This window comes from Arthrobacter sp. MP_M4 (genome assembly GCF_035984855.1).
GTDB lineage: Bacteria > Actinomycetota > Actinomycetes > Actinomycetales > Micrococcaceae > Arthrobacter.
This window is the reverse complement of the sequence record NZ_JAXCHX010000020.1, coordinates 44,595-60,125: the sequence shown is the minus strand read 5'-3', so window position 1 is coordinate 60,125 and position 15,531 is coordinate 44,595. Positions and strand designations below refer to the sequence as shown.

Here is a 15,531-nt window from a genome sequence, read left to right as displayed (position 1 = left end):
GCCAGCTGATGGAGCAGGTGCCATGCCCGGCTGCGCCGCAGGAACTCCGGCCGGGGCTGGTACTCGCTTTGGAGCGGACCGGCCCCGAGCTTCTTCCCGACGTCGGAGGCAAAGCGGCCAACCTCGGTGAACTGATCCGGGCAGGACTGCCCGTGCCCGCCGGATTCTGCCTCGCCACGCGGGCCTACCTGAGTGCGACGTCCTCGGCCGGCCTCAACGACATTCATGCCGGCCTGGCCGGCACCGCCCCGGATGACCTGCCGCGGCTCGCCGGGCTCGCCGCTGCTGCCCGCCGGCTGATCCTGGCCGCCGACGTTCCCGCAGATGTTGCCGAGGCAGTCCGGGACGCCTACGCCACACTGGGACCAAACGTCCCGGTGGCGGTGCGGTCGTCGGCGACTGCCGAGGACCTGCCATTTGCCAGTTTCGCCGGGCAGCAGGACAGTTTCCTCAACGTCGTGGGCCTCGAGGCGGTCCTGGCAGCCGTCCGGAAGTGCTGGGCCTCGCTGTGGACAGACCGTGCCGTGAGCTACCGCGCCAGCCACGGGATCAGTCCGGCAGCGGTGTCGCTCGCGGTGGTGGTCCAACAGATGGTGGACGCCGCCGTGGCCGGGGTCCTGTTCACGGCCAATCCGGTCACGGGGCGGAGGCACGAGGCGGTCATCGATGCCAGCCCCGGGCTCGGCGAGGCGGTGGTGTCCGGCGCGGTCAATCCGGACCACTTCGTCGTCGACAGTGCCACCCGAAGCGTCCGGGAGCGCCGGCCGGGAAGCAAAGCGGTGGCTATCAGGCCGGCGGCCGGCGGGGGAACCGAGCGGATCGGCCGGTCCGGCGGAGACCCGCAGCTCTGCCTGGACGATGTCCAGTTACTGCAGCTGGAACTCCTTGGCCGCCGCGCCGAGGCCCACTTCGGGGTACCGCAGGACCTCGAATGGGCCATCGACTGCGGCGGGACGGCGTGGCTGACGCAGTCGCGGCCCATCACCACCCTCTATCCGTTGCCGGAGCGGCTCCGGCACCGCGACGGGACCCGCGTTTACCTGTGCTTCAGCCTGGCCCAGGGCCTGACCCGCCCGCTGACGCCGATGGGACTGGCAGGGTTCCGGCTGATAGCTTCGTCCGTGGCGCGGGCGGCAAATTTTGACGTCCCCGTCCCCCACGACGGACCGTCACCGTATGTTCAAGCCGGGCAACGGATGTTTTTCGACCTCACCCCGGTGCTGCGCAGCACCGTCGGGCGGGCGATCGTGCCCCGGGTGTTCGACGTGATGGAGGCCCGCTCCGCAGCAGTGCTGCGCGGGCTGTTCGAGGATCCCCGCTTCTCCCTCACCAGCAGGTCCCCGCGGCGGGTGCTGCGCCACATCGGCCCCGTGGCAGCCCGGGCCAGGGTCCCGGAGGCGCTGATTCGCGCCCTGTTCCGGCCCGAGGCGGCGCTGCGCCGGGCGGAACGGTTCGGCGAACAGTTCCGGGCAGCCCTCGCGGTGCCGGCCGGGTCCACTCCGGTGCAGCGGCTGGACCATGTGGAGCGCATCCTGGCGCAGGAGCTCTTCCCCGTGGTGCCCAACATCCTGCCCCTGCCCGCTCTCGGCTTTGCCCTGCTGTCGGCCGCCGGGAGGCTGGTGGGGCCCGACGGCGGCCCGGGGGCACTGCAACCGGTCCTGCGCGGCCTGCCCAACAACGTGACCACCGAAATGGACCTGGCACTCTGGCAGCTCGCCTCTGAAATCCGGGCCGACGCCGAATCGGCAGCTGTGTTCCATGGCGGTGTGTCCGGTGGCGCTGTGTCCGGTGGCGCCGAGTCCGACGGCGCCGAGTCCAAGGACGGGGCGGTGCCTGAGCTGGTCCGCCGCTACCGGGCCCGTGAACTTCCCGCCGCCCTCCAATCGGGACTGGCCGGCTTCCTGAGCCGCTACGGGCACCGGGCGGTGGCCGAAATCGACGTGGGAATGCCCCGCTGGTCCGACGACCCCGCCCATATCCTGGGAGTTTTGGCCAACTACCTGCGGCTGGAGGACCCCGGCCAGGCCCCGGACCGGCAGTTCGACCGGGCAGCCCGCGAGGCCGGTTCGCAGATGGAGCGGCTGGTCGCCGCTGCCGGGCAACGGAGCAGGCTGCGTGCGGCGCTGGTGCGGGCGGCGCTAAAGCGCACCCGGTTGTTCGCCGGGCTCCGGGAACTGCCGAAGTACCACATCATTGAGGCGCTGGCCGCGGTGCGCGGACAGCTCCAGGCCATCGGGAAGGACCTGGCCGCCGCCGGCCGCATCACGGAGGCAGACGACGTCTTCTTCCTGGACCTTGTGGAGGCCCGTGAGGGCCTCAACGGAAGGGCGCTGCATCATGTCGTGGCGCAGCGCCGCGGGGACTACGCCAGGGAATTGGGCCGCCGGCACATCCCGCGGGTGCTGCTCTCGGACGGGACGGAACCGGAGGCGGTGCGGGCCGGTACTGCGGGAACCGATGCCGCAACCGCGGGTGTCCTGAAGGGTGCACCGGCGTCGGCTGGAACGGTTACCGCGGCGGCCCGCGTCATCCTTGAGCCGCAGGGGGCACACCTGGAGCCCGGCGAGATCCTCGTTGCGCCATCTACCGATCCTGGCTGGACGCCGTTGTTCCTGACCGCCGGCGGACTGGTGATGGAGATGGGCGGACCCAACTCACACGGTGCCGTCGTGGCCCGCGAATACGGGATTCCCGCAGTGGTCGGCGTTCCGGATGCCACCTCGAGGATTGCCACCGGGAACCGGATCACGGTCGACGGCGCCGCGGGCACGGTGGTGCCGGACGCCGGCCATGCGGGCGGGTCGCTGCCGCGGGGCCATGCCTGACGCGGCCGGCGACCCCCGCGCCGCAGCCAACGGCGCCGGAACGGGGCCCGACCGGCAGGCGGAGCTTCCGGTGCCGGAGCCCGCCGTCGACGACCCCTGGCTGCCCGGCTGGCTGGTCCGCCGCCCCCTGACCGCCGGCTGGGCCTGGACCGGATTCTGGGCGGCCCTGATCATCGCAGATGATGTCTTCGACGTCGCGGGCTGGGCCTGGTACGTGCTGGTCGGGATGGCGGCGCTGCCTACCCTGCTGGCGGCCGTCGCCCTGCTGCAGGCCACGCCGCGGCGGCAGCTTCCGCGCCGCAGGGACTCCGTCCTGGGACACTTCTTCGTCCGCTTCCTTGCCCTCACGGCGGCGTTCCTGATCTGGGGTATTTCGGTGGTCATGAGCGCCTCGATCTCCACCACGATTCAATCTCTGGTGGGCGCCTCCGAGCGGGAGGTCACGGCGACGGGCTTCCACCTCCTGCTCGCGGCGGTCCCCCTCGTGGTGTCGGTTCTTTGGCTGGCGTTCATCGTCCGGTGCGCCTGGTTCCTCCGGCGTCTGCGGGGCTGGAAGCAGGTCCCACCACCGGCCCAGGTGTCCAAAAAATTCCTGCGCGGACGGCCACGCCTCAGGCGCGTCGTCATCGGGCTCGCTCACCCCGGGCTGTTAGTCGTGTCCGGACTGGGGACCTCGGTGCTCGCGTTCCTGCTCGGGGCAGTCGAGCTGACCCTCAATGTGCTCGCCTGAGGGGACGTCCGATCCGGCACCGCCGGACCAGCGCCGCAGCGCCCGGGCCTTTAACGCCGCCGGCGGTGGCAATCGAACTAATCTGCCGGCAAAAGGTGAAGCAGGACACCCTGGGGCGTATTGTTAATCCATGAACTGCAAGGTTGGAGCGTTGTCGCTATGACGCGCAAGTGGCTGCGTTGGCTGCCCGCTGTTGCGGTGCCTGCCGCCATTGCCGCGGGCATCCTTTCCGGATCCGTACCCGCGAACGCCGGAGACCCGCTGCCGGAGAAGACCCCGCAGCAGGTTCTTCTCATGATCGCCCAGCACGGCGAAAAGTCTTTGTCCGGAACCCTGGAACAGAGCTCGGCGATCGGTCTGCCCGACCTGCCCAAGCCGGGGTCCGGCGCGGGATCGCCGGACACGGCGTGGCTGGAGCTCCTGACAGGACCCCACACGGCCCGTGTCTACCTGGATGGACCCAGCAATGCCCGGGTCCAGGTCATGGACCCGATGGCGGAGCGGGATGCCGTACGGAACGGCAATGATCTATGGTTCTACAACTCCAAGGACAACACCGCCGCACACGCCCAACTTCCTGCCGATGCAGCCAGCCGCCACGCGGCAGGACCCGGCGCGGCGGCGACCCCGGAGGACCTGGCCGGCCGGCTGCTCGCCACAATGGATGCGACCACAGAGGTGTCCGTCGGCCCCGACGTCCAGGTGGCAGGCCGGGCGGCCTACAACCTGGTACTGACCCCGAAGTCCCAAGTCACGCTGGTGGATTCCATTGCCATAGCAGTCGACGGAGACACGGGACTCCCGCTCGGCGTCGAACTCAAGGCACGCGGGCAGGCGGAGCCGGCTTTTAGCGTTGCCTTCACCAGCCTCGCGCTGGAGGCGCCGGATTCCGCCATCTTCAACTTCACCCCTCCGGCCGGGGCAACCGTGAAGGAAATCCCGCTGCCGGCCCATAAATCCGGTGTCGCCACAGCGCCGCCGGACGCCGCCAAGCCGGACACTGCAAAGCGACCCACCGTATCCGGCACGGGCTGGGAATCCGTGCTTGAATTCCCGGCCGGGTCCGTGGCATTGCCAGCCAGGAACCAGGCGCAGAACGGAACACCGGACTCCGGCATGGCGAATCCACTTCGCAGCGGGACTTCCCCGGCTGCCGGATCCGGCGCGGCGGCCTTGTTCGAACAAGCTGCCGTTGCCGTCCCGGGTGGACGGCTCGTATCGACATCGCTGGTGAACGTCCTGATCCTCGATGACGGGCGGATCCTCGCCGGTTCCGTACCGTTGGAGCGGCTGCAGGCCGCCGCGGTATCCGGTAAATAACCCGGTGCGCGGCCCGGTGACCGAGGCGTGAGTGCCGCCGCGCCAGAGGCTGGCCTGAGCATCGAGACCACCGGTCTCAGCAAGCGTTTTGGCCAGCAACTTGCTGTCGACAGCGTAAACCTGGCCGTACCCACGGGTTCGGTCTTCGGCTTCCTCGGCCCCAACGGCTCCGGGAAGACCACCACCATCCGGCTGATGCTCGGACTCGCTGCGGCCACTTCCGGCTCGGTCCGGCTCCTGGGCCAGGAGATGCCGGGCCAGCAACACGGGGTGTTGCCCCGCGTGGGTGCCTTGGTGGAGGGGCCGGCGTTTTACCCGTTCCTCTCCGGCGCGGCCAACCTGCACCGCTTCGACGCCGCGGACCCGCGTGTTCCCGCCGCCAGCCGCACAGCCCGCGTTCAGTCGGCGCTGGAGCGGGTGGGCCTGACGCACGCCGCGGATAAGAAGGTCCGGGCGTACTCGCTGGGCATGAAGCAGAGGCTCGGCATCGCCAACGCCCTGCTGGCTCCCCGTGAACTCCTTATTTTGGACGAACCGACCAACGGACTCGATCCGCAGGGCACCCGGGAGGTCCGCAGCTTGGTCCGCTCGCTGGCTGCCGACGGCGCCACAGTGTTTGTTTCCAGCCACCTTCTGGCCGAGGTTGAACAAATCTGCACCCACGCGGCCATTATGAGTGCGGGCCGGCTCGTGGCGCAGGGCACCCTTGCCGAGCTGCGGGGCGGCGGCCAGGCCCGCATCCGGGTCCTGACGCCCGACACCGGGACTGCGGCCCGGGTGCTGACAGGGCTGGGCCTGGGCGCACCCGTCAGCGGTGCCGGTGATGTGATCTTCGCGCCGGTTCCTTCCCCCGCGGGACCTGCGGCCGTGGCACCGGAGGCTGTGGTTGCCGCGCTGGTGGCTGCGGGCGTCCGGGTGCGGGGCTTCGCCACCGAACAGGTGAGCCTTGAGGAACGTTTCGTGGCGCTGACCGGGGAAGGGTTTGACGTTGCCCAGTAAGGAGCCCGGCGCCGCCACGGCTGCCCCGGGAAGCACCTGGGGCCGCGGGTTGCTGGCATCCGAGCTGGGCGTCCTATTCCGCCGCCGCCGTACCTGGGCCATGCTGTCTGCGCTAGCCGCCATCCCCATCCTGATCGCCGTGGCGGTCCGGGTATCCTCCGCTGTCCCGGCCGGCAGGGGCCCGGCCTTTTTGGACCGGATCTCCCAGAACGGTCTGTTCGTCGGAGTGACCGCCATGCTCGTCTCGGTGCCGTTGTTCCTGCCCCTGACGGTAGGGGTGGTGGCAGGGGACACCGTGGCCGGTGAGGCCGGGCAGGGAACCTTGCGCTATTTGCTGGTGGCCCCCGCCGGCCGGGTCCGGTTGCTGCTGGTGAAATACGCGGGGGCGGTGGTGTTCGCCGTCGCGGCGCCGCTGGTGGTGGCGCTGGTGGGGGCAGCGATCGGCGCTGCGCTTTTTCCGGTGGGGCCGGTCACGCTGCTGTCCGGGACCACGATCGAACCGCCCGAGGCGCTGCTGCGGCTGGCGCTGATCGCCGGGTATCTTGCCGTCTCACTCATGGGACTCTCGGCGATCGGGCTCTTCGTTTCGACGCTGACCGACGTGCCGGTCGGGGCGATGGCGACCACCGTGGTGCTCTCGGTGGTTTCGCAGGTCCTGGATGCCCTGCCGCAGCTGGAGTGGCTGCACCCGTGGCTTTTCAGCCACTATTGGCTGGATTTCGCTGACCTGCTGCGCCAGCCTGTCGCCTGGGACTCTTTCCTGGCCAATGCGCTGTTGCAGGGCGGCTATGTCGCTGTGTTCGGCGCCCTGGCTTATGGCAGATTCGTGACCAAAGACGTGCTGTCTTAGGCGTTCAGCACCCCGACGTTCAGCACCCGGACGTTCAGTACCGGGCTGCGACAGGGTAGAGCTGCATGCCGGCCATGGAGGCGAGGTCCGTCACGGTGAGTCCGGCATCCTCGTTCAGCGCCTGGACAACGCGGCCGCCGCCCAGGTAGATCGCCACATGGTAGAAACCCGGGGCCGAGCCCCATACCAGCAAGTCCCCGGCCCTGGCCTGGGCCAGCGGAACATGCACCGGGGCCTGGGCGAACTGCTGGGACGCGGTCCGGGGCAGGTACTTTCCGGCGGCGGCGAAGGCGTTCTGCACCAAGCCCGAGCAGTCGAATCCGTGCGGCCCGGTTCCGCCGTACTGGTAGAAGTAGGGCGAGCCGACCTTGCCCAGCGCCACCGAGATGGCGGTCTGGTTGGATCCGCCCGGTGCCGGTGCCGGTGCCGGTGCTGGTGCGGGTGTGGGAGCTGGCGGGGCAGCGGGCCGGGGAGACGGGGCGGAACTGGGGCCGGCCACCGGAGCGGGGGCCGGGAGAACCGGCGCCGGCCGGACGGGGCCCGCCGGAACTGCGGGTGCGGGCTGTGCCGTTGCGGGCGCGGCGGGGGCCGGGGACTGCGGAGTTTGGTTTCCGCCGGCGGGAGCGGCCGAAGAGGCGTTTCCGGCGTCGGTCCGCGGCGCAGCGGCCTGGGCTGGAACCTGGTTCTGTGACGGGTCCTGGGCGGCGGCTGCGGTGACAGCCGCCAGTTGGTCCTCCTGTCGCTGCCGGTCCAGGGCATCGATGCGGGCTGATTCCAGGACAACGGTGGTGTTTTTGAGGGTGGCGAGCTGTTCGACCAGCAGTGTCCGCTGCGCCTTGGCCTCGGACACTCCCTGGCGCTGGGCGTCGTTGGCCTGCTCGGCGTCGCGCTTCCGCGATTCTGCTGTCCGTGCCGCCTCGTCGGCGGCCCGGTTGGCATCAGCGGCGGCGGCGGTCAGGGATTCGGCGGCCACTGCGGCTGTCTCGGCCGACTGGAAGGCGCGGGTCCGGCCGGCCGTGACGGCCTCCAGCGTGGCGGCCTGCTGCAGGGCGTTGCCGCTGCCGCTGACAAAGCTGCTCAAAGCCGGGTTCAGTCCGCCGTGGCGGTAGAGATCGCCGGCGAGCTGACCGATCTGCTGGCGCGTTTTCTGGTGCTCTGCCCCGGCGGCGGCAGCTTTGGCCGCGGCAACCTCGGCGGCGTCGCGCCGGCTTTGCAGCTCCACGAGCGCTTCGCCGTAGGCGTTGTTGGCCTGCAGGGAAGCGGAAAGACCGGCGTCCTGGGCCGCGGAAGCATCCGCCAGGAGCTGATCAATCGTGGTGACCTGGGCCGCCGTCGCGCTTTCGCTGGACTTGGCGGCGGCAATCTGGTCCGGTGATGGAAGGTCCGGCGCCGCGGGAACTCGTTCTGCCGGGACCTGGAGGGCCGGCGGGAGCGGAGCCGCGTTCGCCGGGACGGCCAGCGCTCCCAGAAGGAGAACGGCGGCGCCGAGCACAGCCGTTTTTCGGCCGGAACCGGTCCAAGTCATGGGCAAACCTCGCTACAGGGTCGGGCTGGAGCGGGTGAACGTGGCTTCCGCCGCGGAAGAATTCCGCGGCTGAACCCCCAGCACGGTCGAGGCTACGTGGCAGATGTCACTTTGGCAACATGAGTCACATCAGTAACATAAACAACAACAGTGTTATTTGCGCACATTCCGACGGGTGTGTCTGACTGGCCAGGGGCGTTTGGACTGGGCTTTGGTGTTACCGCCCGGGAAGCCGGGCTCAGGCGTGCTGGTGCGACTCGTGCTCGGCGTGCGAGGCAGGCTCCAGCTGGAAGGTGCAGTGCTCGGTGTCAAAGTGCGAGCCCAGGCAGGTGACCAGTGTGTCCAGGACCTGGTCCGCGCCGCGGGCGCCGAGAGCGGCGTCCTCCACCACCACGTGGGCGGAGAATACGGGGACGCCGGAGGTGATGGTCCAGATGTGGATATCGTGCACCGACACCACGCCCTCCACAGCCAGGATGTGTTCACGGATGAGCTGCACGTCCACGCCCTTCGGGGTGGCTTCGAGCAGCACATCCACCACGTCCCGGAGCAGGTGCCACGCACGCGGCAGGATCATCAGGGCAATGACGATGGAGGCGATTGTGTCCGCCGCCTGGTAGCCGGTGACCATGATCAGCACTGCGGCAACAATCACGGCGAAGGAGCCGAGCAGATCGCCGAGTACCTCTAGGTAGGCGCCGCGGACGTTGAGGCTTTCTTTCTGGGCGCCCCGGAGGATCAGGAGGGACACGAGGTTGGCCGTGGCGCCCAGAACCGCCGCATACAGCATGACGTCGGTCTGGACCTCCGTGGCGGTGCCGAACCGGCGGATGGCTTCCGTGAAGATGACTACCGAGATGACGATCAGCACCAGTGCGTTGGCCAGCGCGGCCAGCACCTCCGCACGCTGGTAGCCGTACGTCCGCTGGTCGCTGGCCGGCCGCGCGCCGATCCACGCGGCGAGCAAAGCGATGAAGACACCTGCGGCGTCCGAAAGCATATGGCCGGCGTCCGCCAGCAGTGCCAGGGACCCGGAAACCAGTGCTCCGGCGATCTGGATCAGGACCACAGCGAGGGTGATGGCCAGTACCGCGACCAGGCGTTTCCGGTGCCTGACAGTGCCGGTGAGGCCGTGTGTGTGGCTGTGGTCGTGTCCCATGCTTACAAGGCTAGCCCCAGCCGAGCTGGTGCAGCCGCTCATCGCTGATGCCGAAGTGGTGCGCGATCTCGTGGACCACGGTGATCGTCACTTCCTCGATCACGTCCTCGCGGGATTCGCAGATCTCCAGGATGGGCCCGCGGAAAATCGTGATGCGGTCCGGCAGCGAGCCGGCGTCCCACCAGGAGTCCCGTTCGGTCAGCGGTACGCCTTCGTAAAGGCCCAGCAGCACGGTGTCCTTGTCCTCGCCGGGCTGGGGTGTGTAGGCGTCCTCGATGAAGATGGCCACATTGTTCATGGTTTTGGCGAGCTCCGGCGGAATCCGGTCCAGGGCGTCGTTGACCGCAGCGTCGAAGTCGGCCTCGGACATCGGGAACGGTGCGTGAACACCGCCGGTGCCGGTGCCGCCGTCGTCCGGGCTGTCCGGGATGATGGGCAGGCCTGGCGGCAGGGAAGCGGGCATGGCTGAAACTCTAGCGCCGAATCAGCGGGACCTGCGCCGGGTCAGCCCCACACCCACGAGGCAGATTCCGCCGCCCACGAGGCCCCAGACGGTGGGAATCTCGCCGAGCACCAGCCAGGAGATCAGGATCGTGGTGCCCGGCACCAGATACGTGGTGGCGGCGAGCCGACCCGCGTCAATCAGCGACAGCGCGTAAGCCCAGGTGGTGAACGCGATCGCGGTGGGAAAGACGCCGAGATAGACCAGTCCCAGCGTGGCGGGCAGCGGCGCTGCCTGCAGTTCGGAAACCAGCTGGCCGCTGAAGGGCAGGCAACAGAAGGCTCCGACCAGGATGCCGAACCACGTGGCCTGGGCCGCGGGGAACTTCCGGAGCACCGGTTTCTGCACGATCACGCTCACCGCCGCGAGAGCGGCCGCGAGCAGGCAGAGCAGCACGCCGGCGACGTCGGCCGTGGAGCGCTGGCCGGAACCAAGGGCGATCACCGCCACGCCGCCGAACGCGACCAGGCTGCCGATGATCAGCCAGCGCGGGAAGCCTTCTTTCAGGATAATCCCGGCCATCACGGCGACCAGGATCGGGTTGACGTTGATCAGCAGGGCGGCCGTGCCGGCGTCGAGCATGTGTTCGGCGGCGTTCAGGGCCACGTTGTAGCCGCCGAACCACATGACGCCGTAGGCCACGATGGGCCACCACTCGCGGCCTTGGGGGAGGGTTCTGCTCTTCCAAAGTTGCGGCAGCACCACCAGGCCAAGGACGAGGGCGGCAATGGCCAACCGTCCCAGGGTCAGCGGCCCGGGGGAGAAGCTGGGCCCGACGGCCCGGATGCCTACGAAGGCGGAGGCCCACAGGACCACGGTGACGATTACGGCGGCGATGCCGAGCCGGCTGATCTGTCCCGGCGGCAGAACCTGCCGGCCGGGCTGGGCGGGCAGGGCTGCCGGAGCCTGGGGCGGTACTGGGTCAGAGCTGTCCGGGTGGGTGCTGTCCCGCTGGGGTGGGCCCGACTGGGCGGTTCTTGCCATGAAGCCAATCTAGCTTGTACCGGAGCCCGGGGGCTGGCGGAAATCGGCCACGTCTAGTTGAGTTCCTGCCAGTCCCGGCAGTCGTCCGCCGGCCAGGTCACGGCAGTCCACCGGACTTACCTCAGGCGCCCGGCGGCGGCCTGGATCGCTGCAGCGACCTCGTCGAGGGCGGCCGATCCATACTTCCATTGCTGCCAGTGGAGGGGCACGTCGACATGGGCCGCCGGGTCCAGCGACACGAGTGTCCGGCGCTTCAGCTCTTGGGAGACTTCCATTTCGGGAAGCAGCCCCCATCCCATTCCCCAGCGGATGGCTTCGCCGAATTCGTGGGCGGCAGGGATGTTATGCCGCGGCGGCTGGAGGGACCTGCTGCTGAGGCCCCTCAGGTAGCGGTCCTGGAGGTCGTCCTTACGGTCGAAGACGATGACGGGTGCGGCGGCGAGCCTGTCCACGGCGGCACCGCCAGGAAACCACAGGGCGGCAAAGTCCGGGGTGCAGACCGGCAGGTAGCGCATGACGCCCAGGCGCCGCGAGGAGCAGCCCGGCGCCGCCTTGGCCGTGGTGGTGATGGCAGCGGCTGCTGCGCCGCTGCGGAGGAGCTCCAGCGAGTAGTCCTGGTCCTCGCGCAGAATCTCCAGCTGGACCCTGTCCGCCACGGTCGCCAGCCCGGGCAGCGCCCAGGTGTGCAGGGAATCGCTGTTGATGACGAGGGTCAGCCGGACGCTGGCGGGCTGCGCGCCGGGCTGCAGCTCTTCGGCCAGATCGGCGGAGAGCATGTCCAGCTGCCGGGCGAATCGCACCACCGCGTGGCCGGAGGACGTGAGTTCGACGGGGCGGGTCCGTTTCAGCACCGGCCGGCCGACGGCCACTTCGAGGGCGCGGACGCGCTGGCCCTATGTACGTCCCCGCGCATTTCGCCGCCGACCAGGGCGCCATCCAAGAGCTGCTCTCGAACCCCGGGGCAGCCAACCTGGTGACATCGACCGACCGTGGCCTGCTCGCGACGCTGCTGCCGTTCGTCTATGATCCGGACGCCGGCGACCACGGGGCGCTGCTGGGCCACGTCGCCCGCAACAACGAGCAGTGGCTGCTGCCGGCATCCGGAGAATCTCTGGTCATCATCCAGCGGCCCGACGCCTACATATCCCCGTCCTGGTACCCCTCCAAAGCCGAGCACGGCCGGGTGGTGCCCACCTGGAACTACACCACCGCGCATGTCTACGGCCGGCTCGTCGTCCACGACGACCCCGCCTGGGTGGAAGACCTGGTCCGCCGACTGACCACGCTGCACGAGGCGTCGTCGGCGGAACCCTGGACGGTGGACGACGCCCCCGCGCGATTCATTGCCGGCCAGCTCCGGGCGATTGTCGGCGTCGAACTTCTCATCACGCGGGTTGAAGCGAAACGGAAGCTCAGCCAGAACAGGCCGGCGGCCGACGTCGACGGCGTCATCAAGGGGCTGCGGGCGAAGGGAGACCTGGCGGCGGCCAACGACGTCGAGCAGGCGCAGGCGAACCCGGTCCCGCGCAACTGATCCCGCGCACCCGGGCGCCCGAAACCGGGAACCGGAAACCGCCTATTTTGGATAAATCGGGGCTGTGCCCTTATAGTTTTATAGTCCAGTTCGGAGGAACCCGAAAGGACAAAAATGCACGGCTCCGGCCTTTGATTTTTGTTCTTTACTCGGCCGTTTCACCGGATGGCGTCTTGGCCCCCATCGTCTAGCGGCCTAGGACACCGCCCTTTCACGGCGGCGGCACGGGTTCGAATCCCGTTGGGGGTACGCAAGGAACTGGTCGGACCGGATGTCAAAGTCTGGTAGGCTAAAGGCCTTGAAAAATTGCAGTAGCGATACTGCAGGAAGCAAGAAAAACATCAAGGCCCTGTAGCGCAGTTGGTTAGCGCGCCGCCCTGTCACGGCGGAGGTCGCGGGTTCAAGTCCCGTCAGGGTCGCTCTGATTGCCAGAAGAAATTCCGGCTCTCATGGTGACATGTCACCTAGGCTCTGTAGCTCAGTTGGTAGAGCGTTCGACTGAAAATCGAAAGGTCACCGGATCGACGCCGGTCGGAGCCACCACTGGGAAGCATCAGTTCTTCGGAACTGGTGCTTTTCTTCTTTAACGCCCTCGACTGCTCAATACCTGCCCATCTGCCGGGGGCGGGTCAACCGGTCAGTGCGCCGGGTGCGGGCAACGGCGAACTTCGTAAGCTTCCTTGCATTCGGCCGCGATCTTGTCGGCGCCAGGTACTAGGGTGGTTTCAAAGAGAAGGGGAGTGCCTGATGGAATACCAGAGTCCTCAACCGGCGGCGGTTCCGGTGGTGCCCGGGCTGCCGGCCATCGTTCCGGTCCCCGGCGCCGGTCGCACAGTCATTTCCGAGGCCGCCGTCGCCAAGGTCGCAGGCATCGCCGCCCGCGCCGTTCCCGGCGTCTACTCCCTGGGATCCGGCGCGTCCCGTGCGCTGGGAGCTTTCCGTGACGCCGTGGGCAGCGCGGACCACGCGGCCGGCGTCCACGCCGAGGTTGGCGAAACCCAGGTGGCCGTCGATATTGCCCTGGTGGCACTCTATGGCACGCCGCTGCACGCCCTGGCCGACCACATCCGTGCCGCCGTCTACGCTGCCGTGGAGGAGCTCGTTGGACTCCAGGTGATCGAAGTCAACATCGAGATCAACGATGTCTACGTGCCCGGTCCGGTAAAACCCGGTGTTCCGGCCGAGACAAGGCCTGCCAGGGAGGCAATCCAGTGAATCTGACCGTTGCAGGAATCGCGATCGGCGCTTTTGCCGCGTTCATGTCCTTCCAATTCGGCGTATGGGGCTTTCTAGGTGCGCTGCTGTTCATGGGAATCGGTGCCCTGCTGGGCCGCGCCGCGGAAGGGAAACTGGACCTGCGCAGCGTGCTTGACGCCCTCTCGGGCCGGCGTTCCTCTTCATGAGCGGCACGGCCAGCGCAGTCCAGCCCTCGGTGAGGGCTGGACATACCCGCATCAGCACCCATGCGCTCACCAGCGTGGCGAAGGCTGCCGCCGCGGAAGCTCTCGGCGTCGCGCCGCAGGACGTGCGCGCGGAGTGGACCGACGACGAGGGACTGCTGGCCCTCTCCTTGGTTGCGCCCATCACGGTCCCGCCCTTGACGGCACTGGCCCGCGACCCCGGTCGGGTCGCGGGCTTCGGCGGCTCCATCTGGGACAGGGCAGTGGCAGCCAAAGCTGACATCCTGCGCCGGGTGACCGAACTGAGCGGCGCCCGGCTGAGCCGCGTGGACATCCGGATCAGCGGCGCCAGTGTGACCGAGGGAGGACGCGTTCAGTGAGCCTCGATGCTTACCCCAGTTCCAGCACCGGCGGCTCCGTGCCTCCCGTTCCAAGGGAAGCGCCTACGTCCGGCAGCCCCGCACCATCGGAAATCGACGCCGCGGGCATAGACCGGATTTTGCGACGCGAAACCCACTCCTCCCGGGCCTTCGCCTCCATCACCGCCGCCGTCCTTGTCATCGCCCTGTGCGTTTACGCCCTCCTGGAGACTGCGGTCCGGGCCCTCGGGCAACCGCCCTGGCTCGTAGATCCGCAAACGGCTGCCGAGCAGGCGGCGGCGCTTCCGAAGGGGGTTCCGCCGCTGCTGCTCGGTGTGGTCGGTGCGGTCCTGCTGATGGTGGGGCTGTTCTTTTTCCTGTCCGCGATATTGCCGGGGCGACGGGCGCGGCATCAACTTCGCGACCGCCGTGCCGCCGTCGTGGTGGACGATGAAGTCATTGCCTCCGCCTTGGCGCGCCGGGCCAGGGTGGCCGTGAACGTGAGTCAGGAGCAGGTGATGGTGACCGTCTCCCGGCATCAGGTCCGGGTCAGCGTCCGTCCAACGTCCGGGGTCCCGCTAAACCAGGACGCCCTGCTCGCTGCCGTGCAGGACGAGCTTCGGGGAATGCGGCTCTCACCCACCCCCGACGTTCAGATCACGGTGGCTCCGGCTGGGGTGGTGGGCGCATGAACGGAACCCCAAGAATTCTTAACCGGATCATCCTCGGCCTCCTGGGGCTCGCCTTCTCCGGCCTTGGGGTTCTGCTGATCCTGCTGGCAAGCGTGCCGGCAGTTGCAGCCTGGTGGCAGGGCTGGGCCGCCGGGACGTGGAACAACTGGCAGGACCTCTTTGAGCGCACCCGCTTTCCCGGAGGGACGGGTAGCTGGCTCTGGACGGTGTTGGTTCTGGCACTGCTCCTGGTGACTGCCGCCATGGTGGCTTGGGTTGCCCAGCAGGGCAAGGGCCGGGCCAGCCTCCTGGTGTCCGAAGAGGACCCCGGTGACGTGCCCGGGAATGTCAGGATCGGCAGCGGCGTCGCCGAACAGGCGCTGCGGGCCGCGTTGGCGGACCGTCCCGACCTGGCCGGTGCAACCGTCGGCACCTACGAGTTCCGCGGCGAACCGACCCTGAAAATCAGGGTCCAGCCCCGCCAGGGCGTGGCCCCGCACCGTCTCGCAGCCGAGGTCTCGGCCCTGGTGGAGGCGCTCGACGTCGCGCTGGGTAAACGACCCCCGGTCCTCATCCATATCGTCGCCGGAGCCCGGTCCAGGTTCGGCCGCGCAGAGCGTGTCCGCTGACCGGACAATGTCTCGTTTCCATAAAGGCGTGTGTAAACGCTTGC

At 68.7% G+C, this 15,531-nt stretch carries 15 protein-coding genes, 3 tRNA genes and 1 pseudogene; 14 read left to right on the top strand and 5 right to left on the bottom strand.

The genetic code is table 11. The features are described from left to right. Positions 1-8: 8 nt before the first annotated feature. The 5 genes from RCH15_RS14090 to RCH15_RS14070 all read left to right on the top strand — a co-directional run bounded on the left by RCH15_RS14090 (position 9) and on the right by RCH15_RS14070 (position 6,724). Positions 9-2,825, top strand: a complete 2,817-nt coding sequence (locus tag RCH15_RS14090) for a PEP/pyruvate-binding domain-containing protein (RefSeq protein WP_326961291.1) — start codon at positions 9-11, stop codon at positions 2,823-2,825. Further along, the gene (locus RCH15_RS14085) at positions 2,818-3,555 is read left to right on the top strand and encodes a hypothetical protein (RefSeq protein ID WP_326961290.1); all 738 of its coding nucleotides are present in this window, start codon (positions 2,818-2,820) and stop codon (positions 3,553-3,555) included. Before RCH15_RS14090 ends, RCH15_RS14085 begins: the two co-directional genes overlap by 8 nt. Before the next feature lie 159 nt (positions 3,556-3,714). Continuing rightward, positions 3,715-4,875 carry a LolA family protein gene (locus RCH15_RS14080; protein WP_326961289.1) on the top strand — a complete coding sequence of 387 codons (1,161 nt, stop codon included), beginning with the start codon at positions 3,715-3,717 and terminating at the stop codon, positions 4,873-4,875. Positions 4,876-4,902: 27 nt separating this feature from the next. Then, the gene (locus RCH15_RS14075) at positions 4,903-5,874 is read left to right on the top strand and encodes an ABC transporter ATP-binding protein (protein ID WP_326961288.1); all 972 of its coding nucleotides are present in this window, start codon (positions 4,903-4,905) and stop codon (positions 5,872-5,874) included. Then, entirely contained in the window at positions 5,864-6,724 is an 861-nt protein-coding gene (locus RCH15_RS14070) for an ABC transporter permease (protein WP_326961287.1), read from the top strand. Before RCH15_RS14075 ends, RCH15_RS14070 begins: the two co-directional genes overlap by 11 nt. A gap of 34 nt (positions 6,725-6,758) precedes the next feature. Here RCH15_RS14070 and RCH15_RS14065 read toward each other — a convergent pair whose 3' ends face one another. The 5 genes and pseudogenes from RCH15_RS14065 to RCH15_RS14045 form a co-directional block, all read right to left on the bottom strand. Next, positions 6,759-8,249, bottom strand: coding sequence for a C40 family peptidase (locus tag RCH15_RS14065; RefSeq protein ID WP_326961286.1), 1,491 nt, complete (start codon positions 8,247-8,249; stop codon positions 6,759-6,761). Between the two features lie 238 nt (positions 8,250-8,487). Then, positions 8,488-9,408 carry a cation diffusion facilitator family transporter gene (locus RCH15_RS14060; RefSeq protein ID WP_326961285.1) on the bottom strand — a complete coding sequence of 307 codons (921 nt, stop codon included), beginning with the start codon at positions 9,406-9,408 and terminating at the stop codon, positions 8,488-8,490. 10 nt (positions 9,409-9,418) lie between these two features. After that, positions 9,419-9,871, bottom strand: a complete 453-nt coding sequence (locus tag RCH15_RS14055) for a metallopeptidase family protein (RefSeq protein WP_326961284.1) — start codon at positions 9,869-9,871, stop codon at positions 9,419-9,421. A 21-nt stretch (positions 9,872-9,892) separates the two neighbouring features. Then, the gene (locus RCH15_RS14050; RefSeq protein WP_326961283.1) at positions 9,893-10,894 is read right to left on the bottom strand and encodes a DMT family transporter; all 1,002 of its coding nucleotides are present in this window, start codon (positions 10,892-10,894) and stop codon (positions 9,893-9,895) included. 116 nt (positions 10,895-11,010) lie between these two features. Further along, positions 11,011-11,772, bottom strand: a pseudogene (locus RCH15_RS14045) (ArgP/LysG family DNA-binding transcriptional regulator); the annotation flags it as partial. A gap of 17 nt (positions 11,773-11,789) precedes the next feature. Here RCH15_RS14045 and RCH15_RS14040 point away from each other — a divergent pair. From RCH15_RS14040 to RCH15_RS14000, 9 genes are all read left to right on the top strand, one after another. Next, complete coding sequence (locus RCH15_RS14040; RefSeq protein ID WP_326961282.1) at positions 11,790-12,428, top strand: FMN-binding negative transcriptional regulator; 639 nt, start codon at positions 11,790-11,792, stop codon at positions 12,426-12,428. A gap of 176 nt (positions 12,429-12,604) precedes the next feature. Further along, positions 12,605-12,677, top strand: a tRNA-Glu gene (locus RCH15_RS14035). 96 nt (positions 12,678-12,773) lie between these two features. Next, positions 12,774-12,847 (top strand) — tRNA-Asp (locus RCH15_RS14030). 48 nt (positions 12,848-12,895) lie between these two features. After that, positions 12,896-12,971 (top strand) — tRNA-Phe (locus RCH15_RS14025). A gap of 204 nt (positions 12,972-13,175) precedes the next feature. Beyond that, a complete protein-coding gene (locus tag RCH15_RS14020; RefSeq protein ID WP_326961281.1) occupies positions 13,176-13,643 on the top strand; it encodes an Asp23/Gls24 family envelope stress response protein in 468 nt (155 codons plus the stop codon). Next, on the top strand, positions 13,640-13,831 hold the full coding sequence (locus tag RCH15_RS14015) for a hypothetical protein (RefSeq protein WP_326961280.1): 192 nt from the start codon (positions 13,640-13,642) through the stop codon (positions 13,829-13,831). Before RCH15_RS14020 ends, RCH15_RS14015 begins: the two co-directional genes overlap by 4 nt. Further along, positions 13,828-14,208: a hypothetical protein gene (locus RCH15_RS14010; protein WP_326961279.1), complete on the top strand. Its 381-nt coding sequence runs from the start codon at positions 13,828-13,830 to the stop codon at positions 14,206-14,208. The genes RCH15_RS14015 and RCH15_RS14010 overlap by 4 nt, the downstream gene beginning before the upstream one ends. A gap of 38 nt (positions 14,209-14,246) precedes the next feature. After that, on the top strand, positions 14,247-14,879 hold the full coding sequence (locus tag RCH15_RS14005) for a DUF6286 domain-containing protein (protein ID WP_409017188.1): 633 nt from the start codon (positions 14,247-14,249) through the stop codon (positions 14,877-14,879). Then, the gene (locus RCH15_RS14000) at positions 14,876-15,487 is read left to right on the top strand and encodes a hypothetical protein (protein ID WP_326961278.1); all 612 of its coding nucleotides are present in this window, start codon (positions 14,876-14,878) and stop codon (positions 15,485-15,487) included. Before RCH15_RS14005 ends, RCH15_RS14000 begins: the two co-directional genes overlap by 4 nt. Positions 15,488-15,531: the final 44 nt, after the last annotated feature.

Excerpts from the sequence above, each read along its gene's own strand:
- RCH15_RS14090 (WP_326961291.1), top strand. The coding sequence starts at position 9 with ATGGAGCAGGTGCCATGCCCGGCTGCGCCGCAGGAACTCCGGCCGGGG.
- RCH15_RS14080 (WP_326961289.1), top strand. The coding sequence starts at position 3,715 with ATGACGCGCAAGTGGCTGCGTTGGCTGCCCGCTGTTGCGGTGCCTGCC.
- RCH15_RS14060 (WP_326961285.1), bottom strand. The coding sequence starts at position 9,408 with ATGGGACACGACCACAGCCACACACACGGCCTCACCGGCACTGTCAGG.
- RCH15_RS14065 (WP_326961286.1), bottom strand. The coding sequence starts at position 8,249 with ATGACTTGGACCGGTTCCGGCCGAAAAACGGCTGTGCTCGGCGCCGCC.
- RCH15_RS14000 (WP_326961278.1), top strand. The coding sequence starts at position 14,876 with ATGAACGGAACCCCAAGAATTCTTAACCGGATCATCCTCGGCCTCCTG.
- RCH15_RS14050 (WP_326961283.1), bottom strand. The coding sequence starts at position 10,894 with ATGGCAAGAACCGCCCAGTCGGGCCCACCCCAGCGGGACAGCACCCAC.
- RCH15_RS14055 (WP_326961284.1), bottom strand. The coding sequence starts at position 9,871 with ATGCCCGCTTCCCTGCCGCCAGGCCTGCCCATCATCCCGGACAGCCCG.
- RCH15_RS14085 (WP_326961290.1), top strand. The coding sequence starts at position 2,818 with ATGCCTGACGCGGCCGGCGACCCCCGCGCCGCAGCCAACGGCGCCGGA.
- RCH15_RS14040 (WP_326961282.1), top strand. The coding sequence starts at position 11,790 with ATGTACGTCCCCGCGCATTTCGCCGCCGACCAGGGCGCCATCCAAGAG.
- RCH15_RS14020 (WP_326961281.1), top strand. The coding sequence starts at position 13,176 with ATGGAATACCAGAGTCCTCAACCGGCGGCGGTTCCGGTGGTGCCCGGG.
- RCH15_RS14010 (WP_326961279.1), top strand. The coding sequence starts at position 13,828 with ATGAGCGGCACGGCCAGCGCAGTCCAGCCCTCGGTGAGGGCTGGACAT.